Below are 17,090 nucleotides of genomic sequence, written 5' to 3'. Positions count from 1 at the left end.
ATGCGCTACGCAGACTTCATCCGTTTCACCCTCGCCTCGCTGGCTGCTCACCGGCTCCGCACCTCGCTCACCGCACTGGGCATTGCCGTTGGCATCGCCGCGGTCATTTTGCTGACGTCGATCGGCGAAGGGCTGCATCGCTTCGTGATCGAAGAGTTCACCCAGTTCGGCACCAATCTGATCGGCGTGACGCCAGGCCGCACCCAGACCCACGGCGCTTCGCTCGGGTCGATCAACACCGTGCGCCCGCTCACGATCGAAGACGCCATCGCCCTGCGCCATGCCCCCCACGTGCGCGTGACCAACCCACTGGTGCAGGGCAACGCCGAAGTCGACTACCTCGGCAAGAGCAGGCGGGTGACGCTGTATGGTGTCGGGGCCAGGTTCACCGAAGCGCTGAGCATGCGCGTGGCCACCGGCCAATTCCTGCCCGATGACGATCCGCGCGCCGCGCGAACGCTGGCGGTACTCGGCGCGAGAGTGGCACGCGAACTCTTCGGCGGCGACAACCCGCTGGGCGCGCGCATCCGCGTAGGCGGTGAGCGCTATCGCGTGGTAGGCGTGATGGAAGCGAAGGGCCAGATGCTGGGCTTCGACCTGGACGATACGGTCTATATACCGGCTGGCCGCGCCCTGGACCTGTTCAACCGGGAAAGCCTGGTCGAGATCGAGGTCACCTACGATCCCACCGCTGCGCTCCCCGACGTGGAGGACGGCATCAAGCGCCTGTTGAGCGCGCGCCATGGTGCCGAGGATTTCACCGTCACGCCCCAGCAAAAGATGCTGGAAGTGTTCGGCACCGTGCTCGATGCCATCACCTTCGCGGTAGCAGCGATCGGCGCCATCTCGCTGATCGTGGGCGGCGTGGGAATCCTCACGATTCTCACCATCGCTGTGGCCGAGCGCACATCCGAGATCGGTCTCTTGCGCGCCATCGGGGCGACCGAGGCACAGGTCATGCTCCTCTTCCTTGGTGAAGCCGCGCTGCTCGCCGCCATCGGCGGCATGATCGGATTGCTGCTGGGATGGGGCATCGCGCTGGTGCTCGCGGCGGCGTTGCCGGCGCTGCCAGTCCACACACCGTGGTCCTACGCCATGCTGGCTGAGCTGGTGGCGGTGGTGATCGGTCTGGCTGCCGGCGTGCTGCCGGCACGCCGGGCGGCACGGCTTGCTCCGCAGGAGGCCTTGCGATCGGAATAGAAACCAGAACCGCAGCTTTCCCGGCTTTCAGGCCAGTGGTCCTCCGGCTGCCTGAATAGGGGTTTATGCCAGCTTCTCTCCGGCTCCGGGTTGCGGTCTACTGGAAGCGAATCAAGACGTGGCTGGAGCGTGGATTGGCACTGCTTAGCTTGCCACCATATTCCAGCCGTGGGATTCCGACTCCAGGAGACAACACCATGGTGACCAAGCAGGACGAAAGCTTCATTCTGAAGAACCTTCTCGCGCTGGCAGCAGTGGAGGCGCTCGGCGGCGCGATCGCGCTAGGGTTCGCCTTCAACCTCCTGACCTGACCGAAAGGACAACAAAGATCCTCCATCGTTGTCCGGTATCAAAGGTATAAAGAGAATCAAGGAATCAAGGAATCAAGGAATCAAGGAATCAAGGAATCATTAAAGCTCCCCGGCACTGGCTTCGATCCGGCCAGTTTTCCGGGGATCTCTGTCGTCAGGGACCCGCATTTGCGACGCTGTCCCACCGTCCGCTGCCGGCGGAACCTTGGCGCATTCAGCTCGCAAGTTCCCCGCCGGCACCACCAGGTCAGTTCAGGCTTCCCGGATTCTGCGCCGCGGCTTTCTGCTTGGCCTTGGCCGCAAAGTACGCGCCAATCTGCTTCTGCGTAATCGCGCCCTTCTTCCGCGTATCGATCTTGTCGAAGGCCTTGTAGACCTCCGGCATGCCGGCCTCGGCTTCCTCGCGGCTCAGCTTGCCGTCGTGGTTGGTATCGGCGGCAGCGAACGTCTCTGCGAATTTCGCCTTGGCTTCCTTTGGATTCATGGGGGCTTGGGGCGCCGCCTGAGGTGCGGCTTGTGGCGCGGGCTGTGGCGCGGGTTGCTGCGCGCCGACAGTGCCGGATGCAAAGAATGCGGCCAGCGTCAGGCTGGCAGTCGACAGTAGCCGTGGAATCATTGGAGTCCCCTAGAACACTTCGATGGTAAGGCCCGCCGGTCCTGCGATCGTCGGCGACCGGATGGCTTGTGCAGAGATCGGGAGCAATCGATCCCCCGGGCCCATGGCTAAGATCATCGTCGGCTTTCCGGCATTGGGGAATTTAGTTATTTCGGTAGCCGATATAAGGGTTTTGCCAGGCAGACGGTGGTGACGCGCAGCAATGCGCGCTAGCGAGTCATGGCCGGGTAGCCCCCGCATCCCGCGCCCGCCCCAGCAAAAACTCGCGCTCGCGGGTGTTGCGGGTCATGCCGGCAGCGCGCTCGAACTCGGCGCGGGCTTCGTCGAAGCGGCCGAGCTTGCACAACAAGTCGCCGCGCACGCTGGGCAGCAAGTGGTACTTCGCCAGCGAGGACTCGGCGAGGAGCGCATTCGCCAGTTCCAGGCCGGCCTCGGGGCCGAAAGCCATGCCGACCGCCACCGCGCGGTTGAGCTCCACCACGGGTGATGGCGCCACTTCCGACAGCGCGTCGTAGATGGCGGCGATCTGCGCCCAGTCGGTATCGGCCGCCGTGGTGGCGCGGGCGTGGCAGGCGGCCAGCGCCGCCTGCAAGGCGTAGGGGCCGAGCGCCCCGTCCAGCTCTTGCGCGCGCGCCAGCGCCACCAGCCCGCGCCGGATCAGCAGGTGGTCCCAGCGGCTGCGGTCCTGTTCCAGCAACAGTACCGGGCGGCCTTGCGCGTCGACCCGTGCATGCGTGCGCGAGGCCTGGATCTCCATCAGCGCCACCAGGCCATGCACCTCGCTTTCCTCCGGAGCCAGGCCGGCCAGGGTGCGGCCCAGGCGCAGCGCTTCCTCGCACAGCGCGGGGCGCATCCAGTCGTCGCCGGCGGTGGCCGAATAGCCTTCATTGAAGATCAGGTAGATCACTTCCAGCACGGAGGCCAGGCGCGGCGCGCGCGCCTGGGGCCCGGGTACCTCGAAGGGCACGCGCGCGGCGCCGAGCGTGCGCTTGGCGCGCACGATGCGCTGGGCGATGGTGGGCTCCGGGGTCAGGAAGGCCCGCGCGATTTCCTCGGTGGTCAACCCGCCCAGCAGGCGCAGCGTCATGGCAACCCGCGCATCGGTGGAGAGCACCGGGTGGCAGGCGGTGAAGACCAGCCGCAGCAGGTCATCGCCGATGTCATCCTCGCGCGCGGCATCCAGCGCATCGACAAAATCCGGCACTACGTGGGCCTCCATCGCTTCGAGATCCTGGCCGATCTGCTCGTGCTTGCGGGCGTGCAGCGCTTGCTGGCGCAAGTGGTCGAGCGCGCGGTTCTTCGCCGTGGTCATCAGCCATGCGCCCGGGTTGTCCGGCACGCCGGTCTCGGTCCAGCGCTCCAGCGCGGCAACCAGGGCGTCCTGCGCCAGTTCTTCGGCCAGGCCCACGTCGCGCACCACGCGCGCAACGTGGGCGATGACCTTGGCGGATTCGATGCGCCAGACGGCTTCGATCGCCCGCTGCGTCGGTGTCGTCGTCGCCATGTGTTTCAAGCCGCGCTGGTCGCGCCGGGTGCCGAGGGCTCCATATACACCAACTCCCAGATATGCCCGTCGAGATCATCGAACCCGTGCCCGTACATGAAGCCGTGGTCCTGCGGCGCGCGCGGCGCCGTTGCGCCGCCGGCCACGGCTTTGGCGACCAGGGCGTCCACCTCGGCGCGGCTCTCGCAGGAGATGCAGATCAGCACTTCGGTGCTCTCGGTGGTATCGCACAGCTTGCGGGTGGTGAAGGTCTTGAAGAATGCATGCTTGAGCAGCATCGCGTGGATGTTCTCGCCGATAACCATGCAAGCGGCGTCGTCGTTGGTGAACTGCGGGTTGAAGGTGAACCCCAGGCCCTTGAAGAAATCCTGCGAGCGCTGCAGGTCGGCCACGGGGAGGTTCAGGTAGATTTGCTTATGCATGATTCGTCCTTGGATTCGATTTCGCGTGATTGGATGGAGGCTCGGCGGGTTGCCCCGCTCAACGGGCCACCGGCGCCTCGGCCAGCGTCTTCAGGTTGACCAGCCCTTGCTCGAAATCCTTGCCCACCATCTTGTCCATATTGAAGACCAGGTGCACCAGCTTGGCAAAGTACGGCACGGCGCCTTCCATCGACCATGTCACCTTGGTGGCATCGGCCTGCGGCCTGAGCGTGAATTCGGCGATGTTGTGCGCCTCGAACGGCTTGATGAAATCGAGCCGCATCGTGACCTTGGCGGCCGGCACGGTTTGGACGATTTCCATGCTGCCCACGCCTACCTTGTCGCTCTCCCAGGCGTAGGCGGCGCCCTGCCCGCTGCGCGTGGCGCCGTAGGTGCCCTTCAGGGACGGGTCCTTCTTTTCATAGGGATTCCACTGGTTAAAGTTGTGGAGGTCGTTGATGAGCGCGAACACGCGCTCCGGCGGCGCCTTGACGCTGGCGCTGCGCTCAACCCGGAAGGTATCGGGCCGCGTGGCGGCGTAGATCAGCAACAGGGCAATGGCGGCGAATGCGGCGAGCAGGATGGGCTTGAGCATGGTGTCGGGATCCGGCAAAGGTTGGGGTGGGCTCGGGTGTGATCGGGTGGAATCGGGTGATCGTGGGATGGTTGGCTCAGTGCTGGCCAACGTCCAGGTCGCGAAAGCGCTCCACCGCAGGGCTCGGCGCGAAGTCCTCCAGCTCGAACAGCTGCCGTACCTCGATCTCGCCGTCGGCCATATCGCCATGCGGCGACGGGAAGCGCCGCGCCCATTCCATCGCTTCCTCGCGGCTGCGCACCTGGATCAGCGTGTAGCCCGCCACTATTTCCTTGCTTTGCGCAAATGGCCCGTCGATGACGGTGCGCTGACCGCCGGCATAGCGGATGCGCCAGCCGGCGGAAGTGGGCTTGAGCCCGGCGGCGTCGAGCAGCACGCCCGCCTTGGCCAGCTGCTCGTGATACGCCGCCATCGCGGCGAAGAGGCTTTCGTCCGGCATCGCGCCGGCTTCACTGCCTTGCGTGGCTTTCACCAGGATCATGAATCGCATCGCGGTTCTCCTTAGCTTGAGGTGGCTGGTTGTCGGTGGTGAGCCATGGCGGCGGCACGCCGCTGCCATCTCGTTGACTCTTACCGGTACGACGAACCGCGCGCCGCCAGATCGACATCCTGTGCAAAAAAACCCGCAAACCAAGGGTAACTACCTAGATGAAGCCTTGCATCCCCATCCGCTTGCAGCCTTACAGGAAGCAAGGCCCGACCTCGCGGACCTCCACGGTGCACCATGCCGCGGCGGGACACTCGGCGGCGATGGCAATGGCCTCGTCCTGCGTGGCGCAGTCGAGCAGGAAGTAGCCGCCGATCATTTCCTTGGCCTCGGCAAAGGGGCCGTCGAGCAGGTCGCGGCGGCCTTCGCGCACCTGCACGCGCACGCCCTTGGCCTGCGACGTGAGCGAGTTGACGCCCAGCAGCAGCCCGCGCTCATTCAGGCCTTCGGCAAAACGCTGCATGCTGGCGTAAGCCTGGCGCCCTTCTTCCGGGGAACGCTCGGTGCGCTGGCCAACGGGTTCGACGATCAGCAACATGTACGACATAGGGTCTCCGCTTTGTTCTGCGCATTTTTGGGAATGGATTACCGCCCACATCCTGCACGCCTCGGCCGCCGGCCGCAAGCGGCCGGTGCGCCACATATGGACGGCAGAAATGCTTGGCCGTTAATTGCGATGATCGAACGTTCGCCAGCCATGGCCTATCCGGGCGGACAGTTTAATATGTCGACCTTGCGCCACCCGGCACCCAACACCTTCCCATGACCGCATCGCGCCAGCCAACCAACCATCCCTCGTACTTCATCGAGGGCGACACCGTGATCTGGTCGCACAACGACCGGCCGCTCTGGGCCAAGGACGGCAGCCCGCTGCCCATTGCCCATCCGCAGGCGTTCCGCTGCATCGCCGGGCGCTGGTTCACCGACGGCGAGCACGTCATCGTGCAGGCCCAGCAAGGCAGCGGCGCGGCCTGGTACTACTTCTACCGGATCGAAAACGCCGACATCGCCACCTTCGAAGTCCTCAACGAGCGCTACGCCCGCGACGCGCGCCAGGCTTACTTCATTACCGGCAAGACCATCCGCACCCGCAGCCCGCAGGCCTTCCGGCCGCTGGTCTACCAGGACTGGCGCTGGCCGGAGAACGGCCCGCTGGAGCCGGTGACCTGCATGCATGACTACTACGCCGTGGACGCCGAGTCGGCCTACTTCAACGGCAAGCGCGTAACCGGCGCGGATGGCGCCACCGTGGTGGGCTTGCCGGGCAACTACATTGCCGATGCCGGGCATGTGTATTACTTCGGCCAGCGCATCGAAGCCGACCGCGCCAGCCTGGTGGTAGCGCCCAGTGGCGACGGCCCGCTGCGCATGACCGACAAGCTCGGCCCCATCGACAACGGCCAGCGCATGACCGCGCTCGACCACTGCCAGGTGGAGCACTGGCGGGACTTCTTCACGGCCCTGCCCGCGCTGCAGGACTACTGGTGGCACCGCCTGCAGGCGCCCGCCACGCCAGCCACGCCGGCGCAAGAAGTGGAATACGACGGCCATCGCCTCGCCGGGCTCGATCCCGCCACCTTTGCCGCGAGGGAAATGCCCGTTGGCCACGGCCTGACCGGCGTGTTCTGTGGCGATGCGCATGGCATCCACTGGCTGCACCGGTACGCCGACGACCCGTGCGAGCTGACCTTGCTTTCCTCGCGCCCGATATCCAGCCTGGAAACCTTGGGGGATGGCTATCTCAGCGACGGCGTCACCGTGTTCTACGCGCCGAACCATTATCAAACGCCGCAAGCCCTGCGCAAGGTCGATCCCGCCGGGTTTACCGTGCTGCACGGCCCGTGGGCCCGCGATGCCAGCCGTGCCTTCTATCGCGGCAAGGCCAAGAAAGGCGTGAACCCGGATGCCTTGCGCATCGCAGGCTGCTACGCGTGGGACGACGCGCAATTGTTCTGCGACGACAAGCCGCTCACGGTAGCCGTGCCGCACGATACGCTGCAGGTACCGCACCCTGGCTTCCTGCTGGCCGGCGACCAGTTGTTCTTCGGGCGCCGGCCGGTCTCGGCCAAGCGCGTGCATCTGCCCACACTGGAGTTCCTTGACGCGGACTTTGCGCGCGACCGCAAGCACGCCTATATCATTGGCTATGTGAACCTGGTCGCCATCGACGGCGCCGATCCGGCCAGCTTCCGCGTGCTGGAAAACGGCCGCGCCGCCGATGCGGTGCGCGAGTACGACGCGGCCGCACTGAAGCAAGCGAGCGCACCGGCAACCGACTAGCCGCTGAACCTCATCGGTACAATGGCTCGGACATGGGACGCGAGCTATTTCCTGACCCCGATGCCATCATGACCCAGGCTTATTCAGAAACCGTCAGCCGGATCCTTGCTGCCCATCTGCAAAGGCGTGTCCAGCCGGCTGCGTCCGCCTGCCCTGCCGCCACCCCGCCGCTGATCGTGCACCAGCATTTCACCGTCGCGAACGAGGCGGTGGCGCTGCAGCTGCCGGCCTGGCGCGACTATGTCGGCCGCATACTCGATGTCCCGGTTTCGCGCGCGCAGGTTGCCGGCGGCTTCCGGGGCGAGCTCGATACCTATGTGCTCAAGGACCTGACCTACCTGGACAGCCGCACCGATCCGGTGGGCCAGATTCGCACCACCGCGCGCATCTCCACCGACAGCGTGCGCGACTACGTCTTCCATGTGGCCGTGGACGGGATCGCCGAAACGGTGACGGACTTCACCCGGCAGCGCAAATCGGCCCAGTTCGTGCCGGGCATCCTGGCGCTCGACATGAACCAGCCGATGCACATGCACCGCCCCACGCGCGCACGGGTGCTGGCCTTCTTCGTGCCGCGCGCCGCGGTGGAGGCGGCCATCCCCGATGCCGAGTCCATCCATGGCCGAGTGGTGACCTATACCTCGCCGCTGACGCGCCTGATCTTCGATCACGTGACGGCGCTCTGCCGCAACCTCCCGGCACTGTCCGAGGCCGATGCGGAAAAAACCATCCGCGGCTGCGCGCACCTGATCGTTGCCGCATTCGGCAAGCAGGCGCGCCTTGCCGGCAACGCGCGCGCGGCCGCCCGCGCCGCCATGCTGGAGCGGGTGCAGCGCTACGTGCAGGCCAATCTGCACCAGGAGAACCTCTCGCCCGAGAGCATCCTGCAAGCGTTCGGGCTGCCGCGCCCAACCCTGTACCGGATGTTCGAGCACGAAGGCGGCCTTGGCGCGTATATCCGCAACTGCAGGTTGCGCTCGGCGGCCGACGATCTCCTGCGCCTTGCGCACATCAGCATCGGCGAGATCGCCTATGGGGCCGGCTTCAACAGCGCCTCTGACTTTACCCGCGCCTTCCGCCGGGCCTACGGCGTGTCCCCGAGGGATTTCCGGGGATTCTGAGCGCTGGCGACGGCGCCAACGGCCACGGGATGCAACAGGACGGGCCGCATGCGCCATATGTCACGTAACCGTCATGCGCGCGCCATACAATCGGCGGCTTCCCAATAGTCCGAATGCCCTGGCGATGCCTGACGTTCCGGTTGACTCACACTTGGCTCGTTCCCGCTTCCGGCAGCCCTGTGCCGAGGATCTCTGCGTCACCACGCCATCGGTGACCACGGAACAGAACAACCAGGAAGTCCTCGATGTGTTCGGCAAGCACCGGGACCTTGCCAGCTTGCCGGTGACCGAGAACGACACGCCGATCGGCCTGATCAATCGCGCGATCTTCATGTCGCAGATGAGCAAGCCCTATCACCGTGAGCTGTACAACCGCAAGAGCTGCATCGCCTTCATGGACAAGGAGCCGCTGGTGGTCGATGCCGCGATGAGCATCGAGGCCCTGACCTTCAAGGCGGTGGAGTATGGCGAAAAAGCACTTGCCGACGGCTTCATCATCGCGCGGGACGGCCGCTTCCTTGGCATCGGGCATGGCTTGCAGCTGATGCGTGTGGTCGCGGACATGCAGGCCGAGAAAAACCGCCAGATCATGCACAGCATCGACTACGCCAGCACCATCCAGCGCTCGATGCTGCGCCCCTCGCGCGAGGCGCTGGCCAGGACGCTCGGCGACGCGGGCCTGGTGTGGGAGCCGCGCGATGTGGTTGGCGGAGATTTCTATCACTTTGCCGCGTTCGAGGACGGCTGGTTTGCCGCGCTGGCCGATTGCACGGGCCACGGCGTACCGGGCGCGTTCCTGACCCTGATCTCCTCGTCCATCCTGATCCAGGCCATCGAGCAGCGCGGCCCGCGCGACCCCGGCGCGCTCCTGATGGCGGTGAACCGCGGCATCAAGCAGATGCTCGGGCAGCTCGATGGCGATGATGAAACGCCTGGCTCGAACGACGGCATGGATGCGGCGTTCTTCTGGTTTGACAACGCCAGCCGCCGGCTCGTATTCGCCGGCGCCAAGAGCGCCTTGTTCGTGCTCCAGCCCGGCGAGGAGGAAGGCGAGATCGTGGACGGCGAGCGCATGGGTGTCGGCTATGTGGATACCGACCTGGACTTTGCCTGGCAGAACCGCCTTATCCAGACCCAGCCGGACAGCGTGGTGTTTGTGACCACCGATGGACTGATCGACCAGATCGGCGGCCCCAAGGAAATCGCCTTTGGCAAGCGCCGCATCCGCGAAGCGATCCGTGGCAGCCGGCACGCCTCGGCGGCGCAGATCAACGAGGCCGTGCTGGACCAGTATCGCGCGTGGCAAGGCCATCACCGCCGCCGCGACGACCTCACGTTTTTCTGCTTTCGTGTTCAATAGTCCTGCAATGGCCTGCTATAGCACTGAGATGAACGGTAATTCGATTGACCATGAATATGGGCCATTCTTTGAAATGGCCCGGGAACGCAACGTGATCTTCTACTACGTCGGCTACTTTTCCCAGAACATCATCGCGGCGATGTCCGATGCGGTGCGGCTGCAACTGACGGTGAGCGGCGTCGACGGCTCGACCCGGCGCAAGCTGTTCTCCTCGTTCGTGGAGATGGCGCAGAACATCGTCCACTATTCGTCCGACGCGCTCACGCCGCCCACCCAGGACACCAACCAGCTGCGCCATGGCTCGGTGTGCATCTGCATGGTGGAAGACCGCTACCGGCTGATGTGCTCCAACCCGGTGGCGATCACCCGCGTGGGGCAACTGCGCGCCGCGCTGGAACCATTGCGCACCATGACGCTGGACCAGATCAAGCAGGCCTACAAGGAAACCATGCGCGCCGAAGCGCCGGAAGGCAGCAAGGGCGCCGGCCTGGGATTCCTGACGGTAGCCCGCGATGCCAGCGCGCCGCTGGAGTACAGCTTCCAGCCCATCGACGCAGACCCGGTATCGACGATGTTCTTCCTTACCGCCACCATCTGAATCACTGAACGGGATCGAAAGGGAAACTGATGGAAAACCTGTTCATAGCCGCCACACCGACCTCGCCCGAGGTGAGCTTTGATTTCAAGCAGCACACGCTCTGCCTCAAAGGCGAATCCTATCCGGAGAACGCCGCGGTGTTCTACGGCGACGTGATCCTGCGCCTGCGCAAATACCTGGCGGCCTGCGAGGACACCGAAGTCACCGTGCACGTGGCGCTGACGTACTTCAACAGCTCCAGCACCAAGGTCCTGTTCGGCATGTTCGACGCCATGAACGATGCGGCCGACAAGGGCAACCGGGTCATCGTGCACTGGTATCACGACGTGGACGACGACACGATCCTGGAATTCGGCCAGGACCTGCACGCCGACTTCCCCGCCATCGATTTCCTCGACCACGCCACCACGGCGAGCTGACCCGCGCATGTCCGAGCCAGATCTCTTCGAGTCGGAAACCAGCGTCCTGGCGGGCGCCAGGGCAGTATTCGGCAATCCCGATGCCGGTGCCCAGGCATACCGCGACACGCTGGGCGAGCTGATCGGCTACTACGAGCGGCTGATGCGCGAAACCCGGCGCCTGATACGGCGCAGCGACCGCGAAGAGCTGGAAATGAACCGGCTCAACCATCGCCTGCAGGACCTGGCCCGCGAGCTGGAATTCCGCGCCACGCGCGACACGCTCACCGGCGCGCTGAACCGCGGCGCCATCATCGAGCGGGCCGGCGCGGTGCTGGCCGGGGATAGCCTGGCGTTGATCGTGCTCGACATCGATCACTTCAAGCGGGTCAACGACTCGATGGGCCACCCTGTAGGCGACACCGTGATCCGCGGCGTCGTCGACTGCCTGGAGCGGTCGGTGCAAGGCACGGGCGTCATCGGCCGGGTGGGCGGCGAGGAGTTCGCTGCGCTGCTGCCGGCGCGCGCGCTGGACGCCGCTGTCGAACTGGCGGAGCGCATGCGGCTGCATATCGAGCAGCATGTGTTTCCGGTCAAGGCTGGGCTGCAGGTGACAGCTAGTTTCGGCGTGAGCTGGAGCCCCCCTGGGACGAGCTTCGAGCAGGCCTATGCGCGCGCTGACGAGGCGTTGTATCAGGCCAAGCGAAGCGGGCGTAACCGGGTTGTCAGTTTGCTGGAGGGCGAGCTGGTGGTGCCGTTGCATTGAGGCGCCGCGCCGGTCGCGTTCACGCAAAACGAGAAGCCACAACATGCCGCGGCGCGCTCCACGGCCCCTGCGGCCCGCTCAGCTCACCGGGTTGGCCTGCACCGCCAGCGGAAAACCGGTATCGAACGTGGTCCGCACATCCAGCCGCTGCTTGAGCAGCCCTGCCTTCAGGTAGAAATCCGCCGTGCGCTGCTGCTCGGCAATCACTGCCGCATCGATGTTGCGCCACTGCGTACGGCGCCGCTCGAACTGCAGCCGCGCGGCCTCCGGCGGGATGCCGATGATGCGCGCCAGCGCCGCGGAGAAGCCGTCCACATGCTGGTACGACCACACCTGGGCGCGCACCACGCGCTGCAGGAAATCGCGCAGCACCTCGCGCTTGGCGGCCAGCGCGCTGTCCGTCGCCGCCAGATAGCTCAGGCCGGACCACAGCCCGCGCCCGCTCACCAGCACGCGTGCATGCCCGCTGGTCTCGGCCAGCGCAGTGTACGGCTCCCATGTGGCCCACGCATCGATCGAGCCGTTGACCAGCGCGAGCTTGGCGTCCGCCGGCGGCAGGAAGCGCAGGCTGGCGTCCTCGGGCTTCAAGCCGGCCGATTCGAGCGCCTTCAGGGCGACGAAGTGACCAATGGAGCCACGGTTGGTGCCGATGTTCTTGCCGCGCAGGTCTGCCGCCGTCTTCAAGGGCGAATTGGCGCGTACCAGCACGGCAGTGCCGAACGGGTCCGAGCGGTTGGCGCCGATGATCCTGATCGGCGTGCCGGCGGCCAGCGCGAAGATGGCGGGCGCATCGCCGATCGGGCCGGAATCCACCGCGCCGGCGTTCAGCGCCTCGGCCAGCGGCGCGGCGGCGGGAAACTCCGTCCACTGGATGTCGTAGGCCAGGCCCTTGAGTTCGCCTGCGCTTTCCAGCAGGGCGCGCAGGCCGCCCTTCTGGTCGCCGGCCTTGAGCACGGGGCGGCCCTGGGCCGACACGGAAAACGGCAAGGCGCCGCTGGCCGCCGCCAAGGCGCCATAGCGCAGGAATTGTCTTCGGGATGCCGTCATAATGCCGCTCGCCATCCCCTTCAGGCTGCCTTGCGGCCAGCACCGGAACCAGCGCCGGCCGCGGCCTCGCGCTGCGCCACCAGCTCGCGCACGCGGGGAATCAGCGCGCGGCCGTAGTCCACCGCATCTTCGAGCGGATCGAAGCCGCGGATCAGGAAGGTGGTCACGCCAAGGTCGTAGTAGTCCAGCAGCGCGTCGGCGACTTGCTCCGGCGTGCCCACCAGCGCGGTGGAGTTGGAGCGCGCGCCGGTGAGCTTGGCGATCTCCGTCCACAGGCGCTTGTCCACGCGCGGCCCCCTGTCGGCGGCGGCCAGCAGGCGGCGCGCGCCTTCGCTTTGCTGCGGGCCGCCCTGCCCCAGGCCAGCCGCCTCGCGCAGGCGGCGCGTTTCTTCGAGGATGGCATTGGCGCGTGCCCATGCCGCCGTCTCGGTTTGCGCCAGGATCGGCCGGAACGAGACCGAGAAGCGCACCTGCCGCCCATGCGTGGCCGCCTCGGCGCGTACCCGCGTGGTGATGTCGCGGACCTGCTCGAGCGATTCGCCCCACAGTGCGTAGACATCGGCATGACGTCCGGCGACTTCAATCGCCGCGTCCGAAGCACCGCCGAAGAAGATCGGCACGTATGGCTTCTGGGCCGGCTTCACTTCGGAGAAGCCCTGGGTGAAGCGGTAATACCTGCCTTCGTGGTCGAACGGCTTGTCCTGCGTCCAGATGCGCCGCAGGATGCCGAGGTATTCGTCGGTGCGCGCATAGCGCTCGTCATGGCTGAGGAAATCGCCGTCGCGCTGCTGCTCGGAATCGGAGCCGCCGGAGATGAAGTGCACGCCAAGCCGGCCACCGCTGAACTGGTCGAGCGAGGCAATCTGCCGGGCCGCCAGCGTGGGCGCGGTAAAACCCGGCCGGTGCGCCAGCATGAAATGCACGCGCTCGGTCACGGCAGCCGCATAGGCAATGGTGAGCGTAGCGGACGGGCCGGTGGAGTGATGCGGCACCAGCACGCGGTCGAAGCCGGCGTTCTCATGCGCTTGCGCAAACGCCCGCACATAGTCGCGATCCACGACCGGTCCGCTGGCCGGATGGATCTCCGACTGCTTCTGGCTCTGGATCATGCCAATGATTTCCACGCTCATCGTAGGCTCCTGTTCCTGGTTTGCGATGATTTGAAGCGGCCGCGCGGGAGATGCGCGCCGTATCGCCAAGACATGAACATACGCCGAGGATGGGCGATCCTTAAAGGAAGAAGAACGAGTGAAGATATGCGGTTTTGCGCGGTAGCCCGCAGCGCGGCTGACCTGGCGCTTAGATTTCCGTGCCCACCCCTCATCTCAAAATCATCGATTTTTTGAAATCACACCACTCATGTATTGATTTAAATCGCGCAGATCATTAATCCTCCAAGGGTACGGCGATAGCTTTACGCCATTCTCTTTCAAAGTTCTTGGAATCAAGTCTCCATTTGGACGAAGTATTACCGATGATACAATAACGCCCGGATATTCATTTAGCCGTTTTTTGAAAGCGGATGTTGTAAGATCAGGCGTAGGAGGATTGCTCTTATTAGCCAATGGTCCCGTTCCTTTGAGATCTACTCCATGGCACATGGCACATCTCTGTGAATAGAGATTTTTCCCATTGACATTATCCGCGAAGGATAGTGATGCTTGAGTTAGCGATAAAATTCCCAGCGAAGCGATGAATAATATTTTCATTTTTCCTTGTTGTATAAATCAGATCTGATTAAGGGGGCGATTTAGCGCCCCCTCCTCTTGATTGACGCGGCCTCTGATTAGCCGGCAGCCGCGCTCTTCAACCCGTCCGACACGCCTTGTGCCGAGTCTTTGCACCACTGCCTGGCGCCGAGCGGGCTGTTTTCAATCCCATCTTCCTTGCCGTCCGGCATCAGCACGTTACCGCGCAGCCCCGCGGCCTCGCTGGCCTCGCCACCGCTTGTATCTACCCCGGGGATCCCCGCGATCAGGCTGACCATCTTCCTGGCGTTCTTGACACTGTCGGCTTTCAGGAAGCCCTTCCCGACACAGTAGCTGGTGAGGCCGGCGACGTTGCGGGACATGTCATACATGCCCTTGAGCACAGCCGGGTCTGCTTGCGCATGCGCCGGAGCGGCAAGCACGATCGTGCTTGCCGCCATCAGGATTGCCGATATCTTCTTGTTCATCGTTCTCTGTGTTTCCCATCATTGGTGCCCGGCTTCAATTAGCCGGCTTTGCCAAGTATACTTGCAGTCACATCAGGCTTCATGGCCTGCCGTTAAATCGGACCCTTCAGGGCTCGCTTTCTTATTGACCGGACTGACAATCCCTACCTTTTTCCTCGCTCTGCATGGCTCTTCGATTTCGTCCCGTCCCCCGCGCTTTTTCGGCCTTGCTTCTCTGCGCCGTCGCCGCCTCGCCCCATGCCCTGGCCAATGAATACGTCCTGGTCCCGATCACCGGCAGCGAGCAGGAGACCAGGGAGGCTTCCGCGCTGGAACCAGCCGTGGCCCGATTCGCCGGCCTGGCTTCCGGCTCCTATTACTGGGAGGATGGGCTGCTGGCCGAACAACTGCTAACCGGCCTGGCATCGCGCCCGGACAGGTTCGAGCAGGCGCTGCCCGGTGGCCAGCGCCTGCTGGCGTCGCGCCGGGAGTTTTCCGACGGCGCCGAGCGCGCGGCCGTGCTGGTCGACGCGCGCGGCGACGTGCTGGCCGCGGCGCTGGTGCACCGGCAGTGCGGCAAGGAATCCATCTGCCAGGACAGCCAGCATGCCGTGCTGTCGGTCTTCCTGCGGCCCGGCTTCGGGCGCGCACAGGCGCAGCCGCTGGTCGCGTGGAGCCAGGATGTGCCCAAGGCGCTGAAGCTTGGCAGGGGCGAGACGATCGCCACGGTGGAGACCATCACGCTGGATGCCAGCCGCACTGGCGCCAGCCCGGTCCAGCGCCCCACGGGATTCCCACCGCAGGTGCCGCTGTACCCGAGGGCCATCCTCTATCGCACCGGGCAGAATGCCTTGAGCGACGCCCGGGCCAGGCGCGTGGTGCGGCTGCAGACCACCGATAGCATTGAGCAGGTGCTGGCCTTCTACAAACGGTTGTCGCCGCCGATGGGGCAGTTGGAGACTGGCAAGAATGACAACAGCGGCTACGTGAGCGGCAAGCGCAAGGGCGTGGCGTTTTCCGTCGAGGCGCAGCGCAATGAGCACTTCCCGAGCCTCACCAACGTGGAGGTGGAGATCGCCGACTGACCGCGGCGAGGACGATGCGGGAGTCATTTCAAGCCGGTCGCCGCCGTTGCCGACGGCCCCGCTTCGATCGCCCCAGCATTACCAAGTATACTTACGGTCACATCGGGCTTCGCAGCCTCCCGTCAAAACGGACCCTGCCGAGCCCGTTTCCTTGTTTATCGGATTGCCGGATTGCCGGATTACCGGACTGACAATCCCTACCATTTTTCCTCTCCTTTTTCCTTTCCGCATGGCTCTTCGATTTCGTCCCGCCTCCTGTGCAGCGCTGGCATTGCTGCTTTCCACCCTCGGCGCCGCGCCCCTTGCCCTGGCCGCGGATGCCGTCCTGGTCCTGGACACCAGCCACCAGCAGGAAACCCGGGAAGCCCCCGCGCTGGATCTCGCCATCACCCGGTTTGCCGGCAATGCRTCCGGTACTTACTATTGGGAGGACGGCCTGCTGGCCGAGCAGATCCTGTCGGGGCTGCAGTCGCGCGCCAACCGGGCCCAGCAGGAACTGCCCGATGGCCAGCGCGTGCTGTCGTCGCGCCGCCAGCTATCGCAAGGCGCCGAACGCGCGGCCGTGCTGGTAGACGAGCGCGGCGACGTGCTGGCCGCGGCCCTGGTGCACCGCGAATGCGGCAAGAATGGCTGCCAGGACGACCAGCACGGCCGGCTGTCCGTCTTCCTGCGGCCCGGCCTCGATCGCGCCAAGGCTCAACCGCTGGTGACGTGGAGCCAGGACGTGCCCGAAGACCTGGAGACCGACCCCGGCGAGAAGATCGCCAAGGTGGAGACCATCACGCTGGATGCCGCCAACACCACGGCCAAGCCGGTCAAGCTCCCCAAGGGATTTTCGCCGCAAGTGCCGCTGTACCCGCGGGCCATCGTTCATCGCACCGCGCAGGATGCGCTGAGCAACGCCAAGGCCAAGCGTGTGCTCAGGCTGCAGACCACCGACAGCATCGAGCAGGTGCTGGCCTTCTACAAGCAACTGACGCCGCCGCTGCAGGATGCCGCGTCCGACCTGGAGGGCAACACCGGCTTCGTGGTGGGCAAGCGCAAGGGCGTGGCGTTTTCCGTCAACCTGAAGGAGGACAAATACTTCCCGACCATCACCAACATGGAGGTCGAGATCGGCGAGTGATCCGGCTGCCGGGCGGCGA

At 65.1% G+C, this 17,090-nt stretch carries 19 protein-coding genes; 9 read left to right on the top strand and 10 right to left on the bottom strand.

Annotation, left to right across the window (positions count from 1 at the left end; all coding sequences use genetic code 11):
- Complete coding sequence (locus AB4061_RS29385) at positions 1–1,200, top strand: ABC transporter permease (protein WP_441639749.1); 1,200 nt, start codon at positions 1–3, stop codon at positions 1,198–1,200.
- A gap of 558 nt (positions 1,201–1,758) precedes the next feature.
- Here AB4061_RS29385 and AB4061_RS29380 read toward each other — a convergent pair.
- From AB4061_RS29380 to AB4061_RS29355, 6 genes are all read right to left on the bottom strand, one after another.
- On the bottom strand, positions 1,759–2,127 hold the full coding sequence (locus AB4061_RS29380; protein ID WP_441639748.1) for a calcium-binding protein: 369 nt from the start codon (positions 2,125–2,127) through the stop codon (positions 1,759–1,761).
- Between the two features lie 217 nt (positions 2,128–2,344).
- Positions 2,345–3,631, bottom strand: a complete 1,287-nt coding sequence (locus AB4061_RS29375; RefSeq protein ID WP_441639747.1) for an RNA polymerase sigma factor — start codon at positions 3,629–3,631, stop codon at positions 2,345–2,347.
- A gap of 5 nt (positions 3,632–3,636) precedes the next feature.
- Positions 3,637–4,053 carry a VOC family protein gene (locus tag AB4061_RS29370; protein WP_441639746.1) on the bottom strand — a complete coding sequence of 139 codons (417 nt, stop codon included), beginning with the start codon at positions 4,051–4,053 and terminating at the stop codon, positions 3,637–3,639.
- A gap of 58 nt (positions 4,054–4,111) precedes the next feature.
- Entirely contained in the window at positions 4,112–4,648 is a 537-nt protein-coding gene (locus tag AB4061_RS29365; protein ID WP_441639745.1) for an SRPBCC family protein, read from the bottom strand.
- A gap of 76 nt (positions 4,649–4,724) precedes the next feature.
- On the bottom strand, positions 4,725–5,138 hold the full coding sequence (locus AB4061_RS29360) for a YciI family protein (RefSeq protein WP_441639744.1): 414 nt from the start codon (positions 5,136–5,138) through the stop codon (positions 4,725–4,727).
- A gap of 190 nt (positions 5,139–5,328) precedes the next feature.
- Positions 5,329–5,682, bottom strand: a complete 354-nt coding sequence (locus tag AB4061_RS29355; RefSeq protein ID WP_441639743.1) for a YciI family protein — start codon at positions 5,680–5,682, stop codon at positions 5,329–5,331.
- A gap of 215 nt (positions 5,683–5,897) precedes the next feature.
- Between AB4061_RS29355 and AB4061_RS29350 the strand changes: the two genes are divergently transcribed.
- The 6 genes from AB4061_RS29350 (at position 5,898) to AB4061_RS29325 (ending at position 11,658) form a co-directional block, all read left to right on the top strand.
- Entirely contained in the window at positions 5,898–7,415 is a 1,518-nt protein-coding gene (locus tag AB4061_RS29350) for a DKNYY domain-containing protein (RefSeq protein ID WP_441639742.1), read from the top strand.
- Between the two features lie 32 nt (positions 7,416–7,447).
- Positions 7,448–8,536: a helix-turn-helix domain-containing protein gene (locus AB4061_RS29345; protein WP_441639741.1), complete on the top strand. Its 1,089-nt coding sequence runs from the start codon at positions 7,448–7,450 to the stop codon at positions 8,534–8,536.
- A gap of 124 nt (positions 8,537–8,660) precedes the next feature.
- Entirely contained in the window at positions 8,661–9,896 is a 1,236-nt protein-coding gene (locus AB4061_RS29340) for a SpoIIE family protein phosphatase (protein WP_441639740.1), read from the top strand.
- Positions 9,897–9,924: 28 nt separating this feature from the next.
- Positions 9,925–10,494 carry a SiaB family protein kinase gene (locus AB4061_RS29335; protein WP_253930976.1) on the top strand — a complete coding sequence of 190 codons (570 nt, stop codon included), beginning with the start codon at positions 9,925–9,927 and terminating at the stop codon, positions 10,492–10,494.
- Between the two features lie 29 nt (positions 10,495–10,523).
- On the top strand, positions 10,524–10,913 hold the full coding sequence (locus AB4061_RS29330; protein ID WP_441639739.1) for a DUF1987 domain-containing protein: 390 nt from the start codon (positions 10,524–10,526) through the stop codon (positions 10,911–10,913).
- A gap of 7 nt (positions 10,914–10,920) precedes the next feature.
- Complete coding sequence (locus AB4061_RS29325) at positions 10,921–11,658, top strand: GGDEF domain-containing protein (protein WP_441639738.1); 738 nt, start codon at positions 10,921–10,923, stop codon at positions 11,656–11,658.
- 78 nt (positions 11,659–11,736) lie between these two features.
- Here AB4061_RS29325 and AB4061_RS29320 read toward each other — a convergent pair whose 3' ends face one another.
- From AB4061_RS29320 to AB4061_RS29305, 4 genes are all read right to left on the bottom strand, one after another.
- Positions 11,737–12,705, bottom strand: coding sequence for an ABC transporter substrate-binding protein (locus AB4061_RS29320; RefSeq protein WP_441639737.1), 969 nt, complete (start codon positions 12,703–12,705; stop codon positions 11,737–11,739).
- Between the two features lie 20 nt (positions 12,706–12,725).
- On the bottom strand, positions 12,726–13,835 hold the full coding sequence (locus AB4061_RS29315; RefSeq protein WP_441639736.1) for an LLM class flavin-dependent oxidoreductase: 1,110 nt from the start codon (positions 13,833–13,835) through the stop codon (positions 12,726–12,728).
- 201 nt (positions 13,836–14,036) lie between these two features.
- Complete coding sequence (locus AB4061_RS29310; protein ID WP_441639735.1) at positions 14,037–14,414, bottom strand: c-type cytochrome; 378 nt, start codon at positions 14,412–14,414, stop codon at positions 14,037–14,039.
- Between the two features lie 77 nt (positions 14,415–14,491).
- Complete coding sequence (locus tag AB4061_RS29305; protein ID WP_441639734.1) at positions 14,492–14,881, bottom strand: hypothetical protein; 390 nt, start codon at positions 14,879–14,881, stop codon at positions 14,492–14,494.
- A gap of 320 nt (positions 14,882–15,201) precedes the next feature.
- On the opposite strand from AB4061_RS29305, the gene AB4061_RS29300 reads away from it, so the two are divergent.
- Positions 15,202–15,945, top strand: coding sequence for a hypothetical protein (locus tag AB4061_RS29300; RefSeq protein WP_441639733.1), 744 nt, complete (start codon positions 15,202–15,204; stop codon positions 15,943–15,945).
- 271 nt (positions 15,946–16,216) lie between these two features.
- Positions 16,217–17,071: a hypothetical protein gene (locus tag AB4061_RS29295; protein WP_441639732.1), complete on the top strand. Its 855-nt coding sequence runs from the start codon at positions 16,217–16,219 to the stop codon at positions 17,069–17,071.
- Positions 17,072–17,090: the final 19 nt, after the last annotated feature.

The sequence above is a fragment of the Cupriavidus sp. YAF13 genome, assembly GCF_052113425.1.
Taxonomy (GTDB): domain Bacteria; phylum Pseudomonadota; class Gammaproteobacteria; order Burkholderiales; family Burkholderiaceae; genus Cupriavidus.
The sequence above is the reverse complement of the archived record's forward strand: the minus strand, read 5'-3'. Positions and strand labels throughout refer to the sequence as shown.